This is a genomic window from Gordonia sp. SMJS1, assembly GCF_029866425.1.
Classification (GTDB): domain Bacteria; phylum Actinomycetota; class Actinomycetes; order Mycobacteriales; family Mycobacteriaceae; genus Gordonia; species Gordonia hongkongensis.
Window position 1 is genome coordinate 1,995,774 of record NZ_CP123381.1, and the last position, 16,066, is coordinate 2,011,839.

11 protein-coding genes and 1 tRNA gene are annotated in these 16,066 nt (G+C 69.6%); 9 read left to right on the forward strand and 3 right to left on the reverse strand.

What is annotated here, in order from left to right; genetic code table 11:
- Positions 1-10: 10 nt before the first annotated feature.
- The 3 genes from QAD21_RS09130 (at position 11) to QAD21_RS09140 (ending at position 4,319) form a co-directional block, all read left to right on the forward strand.
- On the forward strand, positions 11-1,201 hold the full coding sequence (locus QAD21_RS09130) for an exonuclease SbcCD subunit D (RefSeq protein ID WP_226512999.1): 1,191 nt from the start codon (positions 11-13) through the stop codon (positions 1,199-1,201).
- A complete protein-coding gene (locus QAD21_RS09135) occupies positions 1,198-4,188 on the forward strand; it encodes an SMC family ATPase (RefSeq protein WP_280361243.1) in 2,991 nt (996 codons plus the stop codon). The genes QAD21_RS09130 and QAD21_RS09135 overlap by 4 nt, the downstream gene beginning before the upstream one ends.
- A gap of 55 nt (positions 4,189-4,243) precedes the next feature.
- A tRNA-Arg gene (locus tag QAD21_RS09140) sits at positions 4,244-4,319 on the forward strand.
- Positions 4,320-4,638: 319 nt separating this feature from the next.
- Here QAD21_RS09140 and QAD21_RS09145 read toward each other — a convergent pair.
- The 3 genes from QAD21_RS09145 to QAD21_RS09155 all read right to left on the reverse strand — a co-directional run bounded on the left by QAD21_RS09145 (position 4,639) and on the right by QAD21_RS09155 (position 6,921).
- On the reverse strand, positions 4,639-5,067 hold the full coding sequence (locus QAD21_RS09145) for a methyltransferase domain-containing protein (protein ID WP_065632833.1): 429 nt from the start codon (positions 5,065-5,067) through the stop codon (positions 4,639-4,641).
- Positions 5,068-5,148: 81 nt separating this feature from the next.
- Positions 5,149-6,027: a DUF305 domain-containing protein gene (locus QAD21_RS09150; protein ID WP_065632834.1), complete on the reverse strand. Its 879-nt coding sequence runs from the start codon at positions 6,025-6,027 to the stop codon at positions 5,149-5,151.
- Between the two features lie 75 nt (positions 6,028-6,102).
- Complete coding sequence (locus QAD21_RS09155; protein ID WP_065632835.1) at positions 6,103-6,921, reverse strand: DUF3105 domain-containing protein; 819 nt, start codon at positions 6,919-6,921, stop codon at positions 6,103-6,105.
- Between the two features lie 150 nt (positions 6,922-7,071).
- Between QAD21_RS09155 and argS the strand changes: the two genes are divergently transcribed.
- From argS to rho, 6 genes are all read left to right on the forward strand, one after another.
- Complete coding sequence (argS, locus tag QAD21_RS09160) at positions 7,072-8,724, forward strand: arginine--tRNA ligase (RefSeq protein ID WP_058252745.1); 1,653 nt, start codon at positions 7,072-7,074, stop codon at positions 8,722-8,724.
- Positions 8,721-10,142, forward strand: coding sequence for a diaminopimelate decarboxylase (gene lysA / locus QAD21_RS09165; protein ID WP_065632836.1), 1,422 nt, complete (start codon positions 8,721-8,723; stop codon positions 10,140-10,142). Before argS ends, lysA begins: the two co-directional genes overlap by 4 nt.
- Positions 10,139-11,479 (forward strand): homoserine dehydrogenase, encoded by a 1,341-nt coding sequence (locus QAD21_RS09170; RefSeq protein ID WP_280361244.1) that lies wholly within the window; start codon positions 10,139-10,141, stop codon positions 11,477-11,479. The genes lysA and QAD21_RS09170 overlap by 4 nt, the downstream gene beginning before the upstream one ends.
- Positions 11,472-12,557 (forward strand): threonine synthase, encoded by a 1,086-nt coding sequence (gene thrC, locus QAD21_RS09175; RefSeq protein ID WP_068969916.1) that lies wholly within the window; start codon positions 11,472-11,474, stop codon positions 12,555-12,557. The genes QAD21_RS09170 and thrC overlap by 8 nt, the downstream gene beginning before the upstream one ends.
- Complete coding sequence (thrB, locus tag QAD21_RS09180; protein WP_068969915.1) at positions 12,538-13,509, forward strand: homoserine kinase; 972 nt, start codon at positions 12,538-12,540, stop codon at positions 13,507-13,509. The genes thrC and thrB overlap by 20 nt, the downstream gene beginning before the upstream one ends.
- Positions 13,510-13,846: 337 nt before the next feature.
- Positions 13,847-15,934, forward strand: a complete 2,088-nt coding sequence (gene rho, locus QAD21_RS09185) for a transcription termination factor Rho (protein ID WP_068969914.1) — start codon at positions 13,847-13,849, stop codon at positions 15,932-15,934.
- Positions 15,935-16,066 lie beyond the last annotated feature (132 nt).

The window sequence follows — 16,066 nt, forward strand, 5'->3', positions numbered from 1 at the left end:
GGTTGCGCCCATGCGGATCGTGCACACCTCCGACTGGCACCTGGGCCGGACGTTCCACGGGGTCGAGCTGCTCGCCGACCAGCGTCGCGCACTGTCGCATCTGGCCGCACTGGTCGCCGCGGAGTCGGCCGACGCCGTCATCGTCGCCGGTGACGTGTACGACCGGTCCGTCCCGTCCGCCGACGCGGTCCGCGTGTACGACGAGGGCCTGGCCGAGATCGCCGCTGCGGGAGCGCAGATCGTCGTCACCTCGGGCAATCACGACTCGCCCACCCGCCTCGGTGCGGGGTCGGGATTCGCCGCCGCCGGTGGCCTGCATCTGCGGACCTCGATCGCCGACATCGACCGTCCGGTCATCCTGTCGGACGCCCACGGAGACGTCGCGTTCTACGGCATCCCCTATCTCGAACCCGACACCGCGCGACGCCACCTCGGCGTCGAGTCGATCGGCGGGCACACCGCTGTCCTCGACGCCGCCATGACTCGCGTCCGCACCGATCTGGCTGCGCGCCGGGTTCGGTCCGTGGTCGTCGCCCACGCCTTCGTCAGCGGGGCCGCGGCCTCCGGTTCGGAGCGCTCGATCAGTGTCGGCGGGGTGGAAACGGTTCCCGCCGAGACGTTCTCGGGCGCCGACTACGTCGCCCTCGGGCATCTGCACTCGCCGCAACGTGTCACCGACACGGTCCGTTACAGCGGTTCGCTGCTGCCGTACTCCTTCGGTGAGCGAACCCACCGGAAGGCGGCCCTGGTGGTGGATCTCGACGCCGACGGCGTCGCCGAGGTCCGCGCACACGAGCTGCCCGTCGTCCGCGAACTGAGCTCTCTCACCGGCGTTCTCGGCGACCTGCTGACCGACGAAAGGTACGCCGCGGCGCAGGACCACTACGTCGAGGTGACGCTGACCGACCCGGTCCGCCCGACCGACGCGATGCGTCGGCTGCGCGAGCGGTTCCCGTTCGCGGTCCATGTGCAGTGGGAGCGGCCGCATTCCGGCTCCGGCGTCGACTACCGTTCCCGCGTGCGCGGCCGGACCGACGCCGAGATCGTTGCATCGTTCATCGAGGACGTACGCGACGAGCCGACGAAGGGGGAGCGGGTGCTCCTCGAACGCGCACTCCGCGCCGTGGTCGGCGAACCCGAATCGGATGCGGCCGAACTGACCCTGTTCGACATCGAGGCGATCGTCGCGGAGTCCGCATGAGGCTGCACCGTCTGCGCGTCCGGGCCTTCGGTCCGTTCGCCGACGAGATCAAGGTCGACTTCGACGACCTCGGCGGTGACGGACTGTTCCTGCTGCACGGCCAGACCGGCGCCGGCAAGACCACGGTCCTCGACGCGGTCGCCTTCGCACTGTTCGGTCGGGTACCGGGCGTGCGCGACACCAACCGGCGCCTGCACTCGGATCACGCTGCGGCCGAGGACATCCCGGAGGTCGAACTCGAGGCGACGATCGCGTCCCGCCGACTCCGGATCACGCGGTCGCCCGAACACGAACGACCCAAGAAGCGCGGCGACGGCACCCGCAAGGTGAACGCTCGGGCGACGCTCGTGTGGGTCGACGGATCCGGACCCGACCTGACCCGCATCCCCGAGATCGGCGACGCCGTGGTCCGGCTGCTGGGGATGAGTGCCGATCAGTTCTTCCAGGTGGTCCTGCTGCCGCAGGGCGACTTCGCCCGATTCCTGCGCGCGCACTCCGATGAGCGGGAAGCGCTGCTGGAGCGGTTGTTCGACACCGAGCGGTTCGGTGACCTCGAGGAGTGGTTGCGTGACCGCGCGCGGGAGAGCGCGGCGAAGCTGACCGAACAGACCGCCGTGCTCGACCGGGTCGCCGGTCAGATCGTGGCGGTGGGCGGGGTCGAACCGACCGCCGAACCCGACTTCGACTGGGCGCAGGAATGTCTCGAGCGTGCGCGCACCGCCGCGGAGCGCATGCGCCTCGAGTCAGGTGCGGCGCAGGCCGCGGCCGACCAGACGCAGGCCGCGTACGAGAGCGGGAGCCGGCTCGCCGAGCTGCGTCGCCGGGGGCGTGCGGCCACCGAGCGACTCGCACGGCTCGCGGACGGCGAAGCCGCTCTGAGCGCGGCGGCACAGGCTCGTCGGCAGGCCCTGCAGGCGGCGCCCATCGTGCCGCTCGCCGACGACGCCGACCGTGTCACTCGCGAACTCACGGTCGCCGAGCAGGCCGTCACGCGTGCGCACGCAGAGCTGTGCGCGCTGCCGGAGGGTGAGTCTCTGTGCGCCGGCGGGTCAGACGAGGATCTCGACGCACGCCTGGATGCGGCGATCGACCGCTGGACCGAGGAGTCGGGGCGGTGGGAGCCCCTCGCCGAACGCGTCGCGCAGCGGCCGGCTCTGGTCGCCGAGATCCAGACCCTGAACTCGGCGATCGTCGAGGCGGACCGCCGCACTGCCCAGACCCGGACCCTGCTCGACGCCGCGCCGGGCCGTCGCGCCGAGGCCGTCGCCGCACTGGCGGAAGCGGGGGAGTTGCGGATGCAGGCTCCGAAACTCCGGGCCGAGCGCGACGCACTCCGCCGCGTACGCGACGCACTCACCGACCGGGACGCGGTGCTGGTCCGGCTCGCGACCGCCGAGAAGGAGTTGCTCGACGCCCGCGACGCCCATGCCGCTGCGCGGGAGCGCGTGCTCGACGCCCGCGAGCGTCGCCTCGCCGGGATGGCAGTGGAACTGGCGGGCGGGCTCGTCGAGGGTGAACCCTGCGTCGTGTGTGGTTCAGTGACGCACCCTCGACCGGCCACCGACGACGGCGACGCCCCGGCGTCCGAGGTCACAGCCAACGAAGACGCGGCAGCGGCCGCCGAGGAGCGGGCGAGCGCGATCAAGGCCATCGCGCAATCCGCGGTGGCGGCTCTCGTCGAACGCCGTACGCATCTCGACGCCGTGATCGGTGGTGCTCGTTCCGACGCCGTCGACGCCGACCTCGCCCGGGTGGGCGCCGAACTGGCTGCCGCGGAACGTGCCGCGTCGCGACTCCCAGCGCTGCAGACGGCGGTCGATCGGATCGACGCCGAGGTCGATGGGTGGCGCACCACCCTCGCCGACGACGAGTCGGCCCAGTCCGCCCGTCGCGAGCGGGTGACCGCGTTGCGGCAGAACCTCACCGAGCTCGATGAGGCCGTCCGGGAGGCAACCGGCGGCCGCGGCGGGGTCGCCGAGCGGCGCCGTGAACTCGCCGAGCTGGTCCGTCGCACCCGTCGTCACCGGAACGCCCGGCAAGAAGCCGCGCGAGCGCGGGACCGGGTCGCCGAGGCGACCGATCGATTGTCCGCGGCGTGTGCCGACGCCGGGTTCGACGATGTCGCCGCCGTCCGAGCGGCATTCGCCCCGGACAAGCAGATCGCGGCGTGGGACACGTTGCTGCAGGAGGCCGCCAGTCTGCGCGCCGCTGCCGAGGAGACCCTCGCCGACGAGGATGTGCGCGCCGCGATGTCGACTCCGGAGCCGGATGTCGAACAGCTCACCGCAGACCGTGACGCCGCCCGCCGCCGCCTCGACACCGCCGCGAAGGAACACGCCGTGGCCGGCCGGCAGGCGGCCGACCTCCAGGAGTACGTCACCCACTTCTGGGAGGCCCTCGACTCCCTGGCGCCTCTGCAGGAACGTCACGCCGAACTCCAGGGACTCGCCGAATTGGTCAGCGGGCGCGGACAGAACGCACGCCGGATGTCGCTGCGGTCCTACGTGCTGGCCGCGCGTCTCGACGAGGTCCTCGTCGCCGCGTCGGGTCGTCTCCGCGAGATGTCCTCCGGGCGTTACGAATTCGTGCACACCGACGCCGCGGGTGTCCGGGGCCGGCGTGGCGGCCTCGGTATCGAGGTCCGCGACGAGTACACCGGCGCGCTCCGCCCGACGACGACGCTGTCCGGCGGCGAGACCTTCTTCGCATCGCTGGCCCTCGCACTCGGACTCGCCGACGTCGTCTCCGCGGAGTCGGGCGGGCGGGTGCTCGACACCATCTTCATCGATGAGGGTTTCGGCACCCTCGATCCCGAGGCGCTCGACCTCGTCATGGGGGTCCTGGATGACTTGCGGGCCGGCGGGCGTGTCGTCGGCGTGGTGAGTCACGTCGACGAACTCCGCGCACGAATTCCGGCCCAGCTGCACGTCCTCCGCGGCGAGCACGGGTCGTCGGTCCGAGTGCAGAGCCCGCTCGGCGTGTCCTGAGCTGCCGATTGGGATGTCGACGGATCGGTGCGCTAGGCTGAGTCCCGCCCGATGAGCCCCCGTAGCTCAGGGGATAGAGCGTCTGCCTCCGGAGCAGAAGGCCATAGGTTCGAATCCTATCGGGGGCACCAGTAGCACTGACCGGCGTAGCCGTTCTTCCCGGGAGTCTCCGGGGCCCGATCCCATAATCCCTGGCCTCCGCGCTGAACAGGTGGGCTTGGCGGGGTATGTGCCATTGTCAGGCGGCTTCTGCCGCGTTCAGCAATAGGTATCGGATACCGATACCTATTGCTGAACCGAGCAGCCCGGAGGATGTTCCCTCACACGTACGGCTCTCCCGGCGCCTCCATGCCTGATGCGGTCCGCCACCGGCACGCGGCGCTGGGCAGCAGCGTGCCACAGCCCCGGCGTGATCGCCACAGTTCCACGCGCACGCGGTGCTGATCTGCCTCAACTCGCCGGCAACTCGATGCGCCGCAACGGATCACCGCCGTCGACAAGCAGCACTCCGCCCGGACGCAGCGCCCGGGCCACGGCCCCCACGGCCGCGTCGTAGAGATCGGGGTGTCGCCCGTCTAGTGCGCCGACGCGCAGTGCGAACGCCACGTCGAACGGGATGCGCGCGCCGAGGTCGAAGTCCTCGATGGCGCTGCAGTCGAAGTCGAGTCGGTCCGGACCGAAGCCGCCGGCGATCGCGGCCCGGCGGGCGGCGTTCACGGCTTGAGGCGACCGATCGATGCCGAGTACGAAGCCGTCGGGTCCCACCCGGCGCGCCACCTCGCGTGCTGCCGGCCCGGGCCCGCAGCCGATCTCGAGGACTCGCAGACCAGGGGCCAGTGGCAACGCGTCGACCGCGGCCGCGAGGCGTGGTGAGAGCATGCCGCCATCATCGCCGTTCGGAGAGCCGCGTGGCCCGACCGAACTTGCTCACCTCACCGGCGTGCCCGCCGTGCGGGGCGCTCAGTTCAGCGGAAGTGGTTGTGCGCCACGCAGGGCCAGCATCTGGGTGATGATGGCGATCTCCTTGTCCTGGGTCCGTTTCATGCTCGACGCCAGGTCGCGGACGTAGGCCTGCTCGACGTTGGCCGGGTCGGCGGCGTATTCCATCATGTGCAGACCGCCCTCGTGGTGACGCAGCATCAGCTGGAGGAACCGGATGTCGACCTCGGGACCCCGCATCGCGCGGAACTGTTGCATCTCCGCCGACGTCGCCATCCCGGGCATCGGCGGCTGTTCTGCGTCGGAGTCCGCGGCACCTGAGGCGGGTGCGGACATGTCCCCGTGATCCATGTCCCCGTGGTCCATGTACCCGTGGTCCGAACTGCCGTCGCCACCGTGGCCGTGATCGTGACCGCCGGCGGAGTGATCCGCGGGATCGGAGTGGTCGTGTCCGTCGGTCTCGGAACCGCCGTGGCCCATCCACGCCATGGTCGCGCCGGGGTTGGTGACGGGCTGACCCCATCGCGTCAGCCACGACTGCATCTGGCCGATCTCATTGCTCTGGGCGGTGAGGATGTCGAACGCCATGCTCCGCACCTCGGGGTCGGTGCCGTGTTCGAGTTCGATGGCGGCCAGTTCCACACCCTGCTCATGGTGGCGGGTCATGTCCTGCGCGAAGCCGACGGCCGCCGAGTTCGCAGCCGGGGAATCGTCGCCGGTGGAGTCGTCGGCGAGGCTCGCCTGGATCAGCAGTCCCAGGCCGAGACCGAACAGTAGGAGGGCGGCGCCGCCCAGGGCGAGCAGGATCCGTGGGCGCGACGACGGCTCGGCGGTGTCGTCCGGACCCTCGGGAGTCGTTGTCTCGTCCCGGGATTCGGGCTGGTCGCTGTTGTCGGTCATCGCTGGTCCTCGCCGATCTCGTCGGGGCGTGCGGCCCGGTCCGTTACCTGGTCTGCTGCTCGCTGGGAACCCGCGTCAGCCCGCGGGCTGCTGGTTGCCGCCATCCATCGGGACGGCGTCGGGGCCGGGCTCACCCTCGTCGGCCGGCGGGGGGTTCGACGGATCGAACCCGGGGATGGCGGTACAGGTGGCCTGGGTCTCGGGGTAGGCGGCGGTCTGCGGGTTCTCCGGGTAGACCCCGGGCATCATGTTGCGGCGCAGCGCGGTGATGAACTGGTTGACGCGCGGATCGCGGGCGGATTCGAGCTTGAGCTGGTGTCCCCAGCTCTGCAGCGACACCGGCTGGTCTAGTCCGGGGTAGGGCGAGAGGAACAGGTACTGCTCACCGCGGACAAGCTGCTTGAGGTAGTCGAGGTCCTCCGGTGAGACGGTGTCCGGGTTGTAGGTGATCCAGACCGCGCCGTGTTCGAGGGCGTGGACGGCGTTCTCCGACCGCAGCGGGTTCGGGTACACGACGCCGGTACAGGTCGCCCAGATCTCGTCGTGCGGCCCGCCGAACGGAGGCGACTGGTCGTAGGCGACACGCTGGGTCGCGGTGACGTGCCGCGCGGCCTCGTAGTAGCGCTTCGTCACACCCGGGATGTTCGCCGACGGATCGGGATTCTGCGGTGAGGGCACGAACTCGGACACCGTTTCCACGGCGAAGTCGTCCTTCTGTTCGGCGCGCCGCTCGTTGAACTTGGGGACGAGGTAGATCGCGAGTCCGGCGATGAGGCCGATGACCACCACGACGGCGCCGATCAGCATCCAGTCGACCTGACGTCCCGTCGCCGAGGGAACGGATCCTGCTCGCTTGCGGGACTTGGGGACGTTGGCCCCTGGTTTGCGCGCCATTGACTTCTTTCCTCATCCGACTGCGGGGGCCGAGCGGACCTGCGGGAGACCCGGCCCGCGCTCGGCGCACACGAGTGTACTGGTGGGCCCGATGGGTGGAGCAGGGTGCGATTGTCGGTGTAGTGGCCGCGGCCAATAGGATGGTGTCCTGTGACTCCCGCCGACCTGGCCGCGCTGCTGCGCGACGTGACCCTGACCGTGGTCCGCGACCGCGGACTGGACGAGAACCTGGTGCCCGACTCCATCGTCGTCGAGCGCCCCCGTCACGCTGACCACGGCGACTATTCCACCAACGTCGCCCTGCAGATGGGCAAGCGGCTCGGCGTGAACCCGCGGGAACTCGCCGGCTGGCTCGCGGAGGCGTTCGCCGCGGCCGAGGGTGTCGCGAAGGCCGAGATCGCCGGTCCCGGGTTCGTGAACCTCTGGCTCGGGGCCGCCGCGCAGAACACCGTCGTCGCGGCGGTGCTGGCCCGGGGTGCGGACTACGGCCGCGGAAACGAACTCGCCGGTTCGGTCATCAACCTCGAATTCGTGTCGGCCAATCCGACCGGGCCGATCCACCTGGGCGGTACCCGCTGGGCGGCCGTCGGCGATGCTTTAGGCCGCGTGCTGGCCGCTCGCGGTGGTGCGGTCACGCGTGAGTACTACTTCAACGACCACGGTGCCCAGATCGACCGGTTCGCCCGGTCGCTGGAGGCCGCGGCACTGGGCAACCCGACCCCGGAGGACGGCTACGCGGGCGATTACATCGCCGACATCGCCGCGAAGGTCGTCGAGACGGTCCCCGAGGTGCTGTCGCAGCCCGACGCCGACCGCCTCGAGACGTTCCGTTCGGTCGGGGTGGACCTGATGTTCACCCACATCAAGCAGAGCCTCCACGACTTCGGCACCGACTTCGACGTCTTCACCCATGAGGACAAGATGTTCGCCACCGGCCTCGTCGACGAGTGCATCGGCGAGCTCAAGGCCAATGGCAACCTGTACGAGAAGGACGGCGCGTGGTGGCTGCGGTCCACCGAGTTCGGTGACGACAAGGACCGTGTGGTCCTCAAGAGCGACGGCAACGCCGCCTACATCGCGGGCGACATCGCCTACTACCGTGACAAGCGCAACCGCGGCTTCAACCTCTGCATCTACATGCTCGGCGCCGATCACCACGGGTACATCAGCCGGCTCAAGGCCGCGGCGGCGGCGCTCGGCGACGACCCGGCCACCGTCGAGGTGCTGATCGGCCAGATGGTCAACCTCGTGCGCGACGGCACGCCGGTCCGTATGAGCAAGCGTGCCGGCACGGTCATCACGCTCGACGACCTCGTCGACGCGGTCGGCGTCGACGGCGCGCGCTATTCGCTGATCCGCTCGTCGGTCGACGTCAACATCGACATCGATCTCGACCTGCTCACCAAACAGTCCAACGACAACCCGGTGTACTACGTGCAGTACGCCCACGCGCGGATGTCCGCACTGGCCCGCAACGCCGCTGACCTCGGGGTCGTGTCGTCGCTGGACCATCTCGACCTGCTCGACGATCCCGCCGAGGGCGAATTGATCCGCACCATCGGCGATTTCGACGATGTCGTCGCGACCGCCGCCACGTTGCGCGAACCGCACCGGGTCTGTCGCTACCTCGAGGTCCTCGCCGGCACCTACCACCGGTTCTATGCCAAGTGCCGTGTCCTGCCGCAGGGTGACGAGAAACCGGCGGACATCCACCGGGCCCGGCTCGCCCTGTGCGAGGCCACCCGTCAGGTCTTGGCCAACGGCCTGGGGCTCGTCGGCGTCACCGCGCCGGAGCAGATGTGAACGCACACCCCGCCGGCCCCCGGCACGCCGAACTGCTGGCCGCACCCCATCTCGCCGAGCGTCCGAACGACCCGGCGGTGCTCGCCGCCATCCCCGCACAGGTGTGGCCGCGCAACGCATCCCGCGACGAATCGGGCGAGCTACGGTTGGCCGGCGTGCCGGTGAGTCAGCTCGCCGAAGAGTTCGGGACGCCGGCGTTCGTCGTGGACGAGGCCGACTTCCGGTCGCGCTGCCGGGACATGATGGCGGCGTTCGGCCCGTACGGGCGAGTGCACTACGCGTCGAAGGCGTTCCTGAGTACCGAGATCGCGCGCTGGGTCGACGACGAGGGGCTGTCCCTGGACGTCTGCAGCGGTGGTGAACTCGCCATCGCACTGCGCGCCGGTTTCCCGCCGGAGCGAATCGCATTGCACGGCAACAACAAGAGCGTCGACGAGCTGCGCGCTGCGGTCGACGCCGGGATCGGGCACGTCGTCCTCGACTCGATGATCGAGATCGATCGGCTCGACGTGATCGCCGGCGAACGCGGTGTCGTCGCCGACGTGCTGGTGCGCGTGACCGTCGGTGTCGAAGCGCACACCCACGAGTTCATCTCGACCGCACACGAGGACCAGAAGTTCGGATTCTCGCTCGCCGGTGGGATCGCGATGGAAGCCATCCGGCGGGTCTTCGCGACCGACAACCTCAGGCTCGTGGGTCTGCACAGCCACATCGGGTCGCAGATCTTCGACATGGACGGATTCGAGCTGGCCGCCCACCGGGTGCTCGGACTGCTCCGCGACGTCGTCGGCGAGTTCGGTGTCGAGAAGACCGCGCAGATGTCGGTCGTCGATCTCGGTGGCGGACTGGGGATCTCGTACCTCCCCGACGAGCGTCCGCTGCCGGTGCAGAAGGTGGCGGAGACGCTCGCGGCGATCGTCGAGCGGGAGTCGGCAGCACTCGGGCTGCCCATGCCGACCATCGCCGTCGAACCGGGCCGCGCCATCGCCGGTCCCGGCACGATCACGCTGTATCGCGTCGGCACCGTGAAGGACGTCGCACTGGGCGGCGGCGCCGTACGACGCTACGTCTCCGTCGACGGCGGCATGAGCGACAACATCCGCACCGTTCTCTACGACGCCGAATACGACGTGCGGCTCGTGTCCCGGGTGTCGGAGGCCCGTGCGGTGGTGTGCCGGGTCGTGGGAAAGCATTGCGAGAGCGGCGACATCGTGATCAAGGACTGTTGGCTGCCGGAGGATCTCGGCCCCGGCGACCTGATCGCGGTGGCGGCGACCGGTGCCTACTGCTACTCGATGTCGAGCCGATACAACATGACCATGAGACCGCCCGTGGTGGCGGTGGCCGACGGGAACGCCCGGCTACTGCTGCGCCGGGAGACCATCGACGACTTCCTCAGCCTGGAGGTGGGCCTGTGACCGAATCCGTGCAGAACGCAAGTGGCGCAACCGATGCGGACTCGCGCACCATCGGTGTCGCGGTGCTCGGCATGGGCAATGTCGGTGCCGAGGTGGTGCGCATCATCACCGACAACGCCGACGACCTCCGGGCGCGCGTCGGGGCTCCCGTGGAGATCCGCGGCGTCGCGGTGCGGGATCTCGGCCGTCCCCGCAAGATCGCGCAGGATCTCCTGACCGACGACCCGGCGGCACTCGTCGCGCGCGACGACGTCGACATCGTCGTCGAGTTGATGGGCGGCATCGACCCGGCCCGCGGTCTGATCCGGTCGGCGCTCGAGAGCGGCAAGTCGGTGGTGACGGCGAACAAGGCGCTCCTCGCCGAATACACCGGCGAACTCGCGACCGCCGCGGCAGATGCCAAGGTGGACCTCTACTTCGAGGCCGCGGTCGCCGGCGCCATCCCGGTCATCCGTCCGCTGATGCAGTCCCTGGCCGGCGACACCGTCGAGCGGGTCAACGGCATCGTCAACGGCACCACCAACTTCATCCTCTCCGCGATGGACGAGACGGGCGCCGACTACGCCGACACCCTCGCCGAGGCCGGCCGCCTCGGATATGCCGAAGCCGATCCGACGGCCGACGTCGAGGGCTACGACGCCGCGGCCAAGGCGGCGATCCTCGCCTCGATCGCCTTCCACACGCGGGTCACGGCGGCCGATGTGCACCGCGAGGGCATCTCCTCGGTCACGTCCGCCGACCTGATCGCGGCCAAGAAGTTCGACTGCACGATCAAACTGCTCTCGATCTGCGAGCGCGTCCGCGACGCCAATGGCGCGCAACGGATCTCGGCGCGCGTGTACCCCGCGCTGATTCCGCTGACCCACCCGCTGGCGACCGTGAACGGCGCGTTCAACGCCGTCGTCGTGGAAGCCGAGAACGCCGGGCGGCTGATGTTCTACGGGCAGGGTGCCGGGGGATCACCGACGGCATCCGCGGTTCTCGGCGACATGGTCATGGCCGCCCGCAACCGCGTGCACGGCGGGCGCGGACCGCTCGAGTCGACCTACGCCTCCCTGCCCGTCGCCCCGATCGACGACGTGTTCACGCGGTATTACGTCTCGATGCGGGTGGCCGACAAGCCCGGCGTGCTGGCGCAGGTCGCGGGGGAGTTCTCGAAGCGGTCGGTCAGCATCGCCGCGGTGCGCCAGGAGGGCGCGGGCGACGACGCCCGCCTGATCCTGGTCACCCACCGCGCCCCCGACCGAGCTCAATCGGATTGTGTTGCGGCGCTCGAAGACATGGACGCCGTCATCAAGGTGTCGAGTGTTTTGCGATTGGAAGGTACCGATGACTGAAGCGACTTCTACGCCTGTGCACCGCGCGTGGCCGGGCCTCATCGAGGCCTACCGGTCGCGGTTGCCCGTCGCCGACGACTGGAAGGTCGTCACGCTGCTCGAGGGTGGCACCCCGCTGATCAGTGCGCCGCATCTGTCGTCGCTGACCGGCTGCGAGGTCTACCTCAAGGTGGAGGGCCTCAACCCCACCGGTTCGTTCAAGGACCGCGGCATGACGATGGCCGTCAGCAACGCGGTCAACAACGGCAAGACCGCGGTCCTGTGCGCATCCACGGGCAACACCTCGGCATCAGCCGCCGCATACGCCACCCGGGCCGGGATCACCTGCGCGGTCCTGATCCCGCAGGGCAAGATCGCGATGGGCAAGCTCGCGCAGGCGGTCATGCACGGCGCCAAGATCATCCAGGTCGAGGGCAACTTCGACGACTGTCTCGAACTCGCGCGCAAGGCGACCGCCGAGTTCACCGAGATCGAACTCGTGAACTCGGTCAACCCGGCGCGGATCGAGGGTCAGAAGACCGCCGCCTTCGAGATCGTCGACGTGCTGGGCCGTGCCCCCGACGTCCACGCTCTGCCGGTCGGCAACGCGGGCAACATCACCGCGTACTGGAAGGGCTACAAGGAGTATCACGCCGACGGCGTCTCGTCGTCGGTGCCGCGCATGCTCGGTGTCCAGGCCGCGGGCGCCGCGCCGCTGGTGAACGGCGCGCCGGTGAAGGACCCGGAGACCGTCGCCACCGCCATCCGCATCGGTTCCCCGGCCAGCTGGAACCAGGCCGTCGCCGCGAAGGACGAGTCGACCGGGCAGTTCCTGGCGGCCACCGACGAGAAGCTGCTCGAGGCCTACCGACTCGTCGCCGGCAAGGAGGGCGTGTTCGTCGAGCCGGCGTCGGCGGCCAGCGTCGCGGGCCTGCTCGCCGCGAGTGCCGACGGCTGGATCGAGCGGGGCTCGACCGTGGTGTGCACGGTCACCGGCAACGGTCTGAAGGACCCCGACACCGCGCTGGCGGGCATCCCGGCGGTCGAGGCCATTCCGGTGGACCCGGTGGCGGTCGCGAATGCTCTCGGTGTCGGCTGACGGGGCCGGGTCCGCGGCGGCTGCTGCGGGAACGGTGCCGGTAGGGCTCTCGACGAGGGTCCGCGTGCCCGCCTCCAGTGCCAACCTGGGGCCCGGATTCGACTGTCTCGGAATAGCTCTCGGAATCTACGACGAGGTGATCGTCGAGACGGTCCCGGATGGCGTCACCCTCGAGGTCGAGGGTGAGGGCGCCGACGCCGTGCCCCGCGACGACTCGCACCTCGTGGTGCGGGCGCTCACGCACGGACTGGCACACGCCGGGCTGCGGGCCCCCGGTCTGACATTGCGCTGCGTCAACCGGATCCCGCATTCCCGGGGTCTGGGTTCGTCCGCCGCCGCCGCGGTGTCGGGTCTCGCCGCCGCGTCGGGCCTGATCTCGGCCGCCGGCCTCGGTCCGGGGCTCTCGGCCGACGAACTGGTACAACTGTCCAGCGAATTCGAGGGTCACCCCGACAACGCGGCCGCGAGCGTGCTCGGCTCGGCGGTCGTCACGTGGACCGAATCAGCTGACGGCGTCGCCTCGTATCACGCGCACCGTCTCCCGGTGCACCCCGACATCTACGCAACGGTCTTCGTGCCCGACACCGAGTCGTCGACGTCGTTCACCCGCGGGCTGCTCCCGGATTCGGTCCCGCGCGCCGACGCCGTGTTCAACCTGAGCCGGTCGGCCCTCGCCGTCGTCGCGCTGACCACCGATCCGCGCAACCTCATGGCCGCGTCCCAGGATCGGTTGCACCAGCCGTACCGGGCGTCGGCGATGGCGCCGACGCACGATCTGGTCAGCGCGCTGCGTGCTCGGGGACATGCTGCGACGGTGTCCGGAGCGGGACCGACCGTCCTGGTGCTCGGTACGGCGCCGGTGCCCGCCGAGATCCGTCAGCTGGCGCAGGGCCTCGGGTTCGACGCCCGGTCGGTCGCCGTCGCCGGCGGCGTCGAGATCACCGTCGGCTGATCGGCGTCGTCCGCACGACCGCCGGAGTGAAAGCGCATTCATTTGGCGCTTCCGGCGTGTTGCCCCTATCATGCGAACGGGGTTACCATATTCTGGTCTAGCCGCGCAGGCTTGTCCTGCCGCTTCTCATCCTTCACCGATCGGAGATGACCGGCTGTGTATCCGGGCCGGGGTCATGGATCTCTGTCGACGGTGCCGAAGCGCAGGTGTTTCCGGGCACGCTCGCAGCGGACCACACATTCTCACCGTCCACCGCGGACGGACTCCCTAGCGCACAGAAGCAGGGAAACGTAGACCTCACGCAGTTCTCGTCTGCGGGAGGAACGAAAGGACTTCCGTGACCGATACGGACCTGATCACCGCACCTGCCGAGCAGGAATCCGCGGGTTCGGCCGGCCCCGACTCGGGACGACCGGCCACCAAGACACGTGCACGAACCGGCCTGTCCGGCATGGTGCTCAGCGAACTGCGGACGGTCGCCGGTGAACTCGGCATCAAGGGCACCTCCGGGATGCGCAAGGGCGATCTGATCGCCGCGATCAAGGAGCGCCAAGCGGGTGGCGACGCCCCGGCCGCGAAGAGCGCTCCCGCCCGGTCGAAGGCCGGCACGTCGAAGCCGGCGACGAACGACGACCAGCTGACCATCGGCGACTCCCCGGCCGCGACCGGGGCGGACACGACCGAGAAGAACGACGCCCCCCGGAGCGGCGCGCGCACCCAGCGCGGCGCCGGCCGCAAGGCCGCTGCCGCGGACGCACCGGCCGAGGCGTCGTCCACCGAGACCGCGAACGCCGACGCTTCGGGAACAACGAACAACCCGGCTGCCACCCAGGCCGACGGCTCGCGGAACGGCGCCGACGCGGCGAAGTCCGAGGCCCAGGCCGGGGATGCACCCAAGGGCGGCAGCGCTTCCGAGACCGACTCGTCGGAGACCGGTGCGGGACGCGAGCGACGCCGCGGCCGTGACGGCTCGGGCGAGGCCGCGGGTGACTCCGACGGCAACGACCAGCGCACTCGGCGCAACCGCAACCAGAACCGCGACAACCAGAATCGCGACGGGGGCCAGAACCGCGACGGGGGCCAGAATCGCGACAAGCAGAACCGCGACGGCAACCAGAACCGCGACGGCAACCAGAACCGCGACGGAAATCAGAATCGTGACGGGGGTCAGGACGACGACGGCGAGGGCGGCGGTCGCCGTCGGGGTCGCCGGTTCCGTGAGCGTCGTCGCGGCCAGAATCGCGACACCCCGAACGAGCCGCAGGTGTCCGACGATGACGTGTTGCAGCCCGTCGCCGGCATCCTCGACGTGCTCGACAACTACGCCTTCGTGCGCACCTCGGGGTACCTCGCCGGTCCGAACGACGTCTACGTCTCGATGAACCTGGTCCGCAAGAACGGACTTCGACGCGGCGACGCGATCACCGGTGCGGTCAAGGTGCCGCGTGAGGGCGACCAACAGAACCAGCGCCAGAAGTTCAACCCGCTGGTGCGGCTGGACACCGTCAACGGCGGAGACGTCGAGACGGCCAAGCGTCGCCCCGAGTTCAACAAGCTCACGCCGCTGTACCCGAACCAGCGCCTGCGGCTGGAGACCACCCCCGAACGACTCGACACCCGTGTGATCGATCTGATCATGCCGATCGGCAAGGGGCAGCGGGCCCTGATCGTGTCGCCGCCGAAGGCCGGTAAGACGACGATCCTGCAGGACATCGCCAACGCGATCGCGACCAACAATCCCGAATGCCACCTCATGGTCGTCCTCGTCGACGAGCGTCCCGAGGAGGTCACGGACATGCAGCGTTCGGTGCGGGGTGAGGTCATCGCCTCGACCTTCGATCGGCCGCCGTCAGACCACACCTCGGTGTCGGAGCTCGCGATCGAGCGCGCCAAGCGACTCGTCGAGAGCGGGAAAGACGTTGTGGTGCTGCTGGACTCGATCACCCGTCTGGGTCGTGCGTACAACAACGCGTCGCCCGCGTCGGGTCGGATCCTGTCCGGTGGTGTCGATTCGACCGCGCTGTACCCGCCGAAGCGGTTCCTCGGCGCGGCGCGCAACATCGAGAACGGCGGGTCGCTGACGATCATCGCCTCGGCGCTCGTCGAGACCGGCTCCACCGGCGACACGGTGATCTTCGAGGAGTTCAAGGGCACCGGCAACGCCGAGCTCAAGCTCGACCGCAAGATCTCCGAGCGCCGGGTGTTCCCGGCGGTGGACGTCAACCTGTCGAGTACTCGTAAGGACGAGCTGCTGCTGTCGCCGGAGGAATTCTCCATCGTGCACAAGCTGCGTCGCGTGCTCTCGGGTCTCGACTCGCAGCAGGCCATCGACCTGCTGATCAGTCAGCTGAAGAAGACCAAGACGAACATCGAGTTCCTGATGACGGTGCAGAAGACCGCACCGGGCGGGAACAACGACGACTGAGTTCTGCGACTGCGACGAGCCACGAAGGTCACCGGACCTTCGTGGCTCGTCGTTTTCGCTCCTCGGGAACTGCGGCCTGGCGGCCGTCGTGGACTACGACACAACACTCGAGCATCTGAACCTCATCCTCCC

Bases quoted from the DNA above. Each gene is read 5' to 3' on its own strand.
- thrB (WP_068969915.1), top strand. From the start codon at position 12,538: ATGCTCTCGGTGTCGGCTGACGGGGCCGGGTCCGCGGCGGCTGCTGCG.
- QAD21_RS09150 (WP_065632834.1), bottom strand. From the start codon at position 6,027: ATGACCGACAACAGCGACCAGCCCGAATCCCGGGACGAGACAACGACT.
- thrC (WP_068969916.1), top strand. From the start codon at position 11,472: ATGACTGAAGCGACTTCTACGCCTGTGCACCGCGCGTGGCCGGGCCTC.
- QAD21_RS09155 (WP_065632835.1), bottom strand. From the start codon at position 6,921: ATGGCGCGCAAACCAGGGGCCAACGTCCCCAAGTCCCGCAAGCGAGCA.
- QAD21_RS09130 (WP_226512999.1), top strand. From the start codon at position 11: ATGCGGATCGTGCACACCTCCGACTGGCACCTGGGCCGGACGTTCCAC.
- QAD21_RS09145 (WP_065632833.1), bottom strand. From the start codon at position 5,067: ATGCTCTCACCACGCCTCGCGGCCGCGGTCGACGCGTTGCCACTGGCC.
- QAD21_RS09135 (WP_280361243.1), top strand. From the start codon at position 1,198: ATGAGGCTGCACCGTCTGCGCGTCCGGGCCTTCGGTCCGTTCGCCGAC.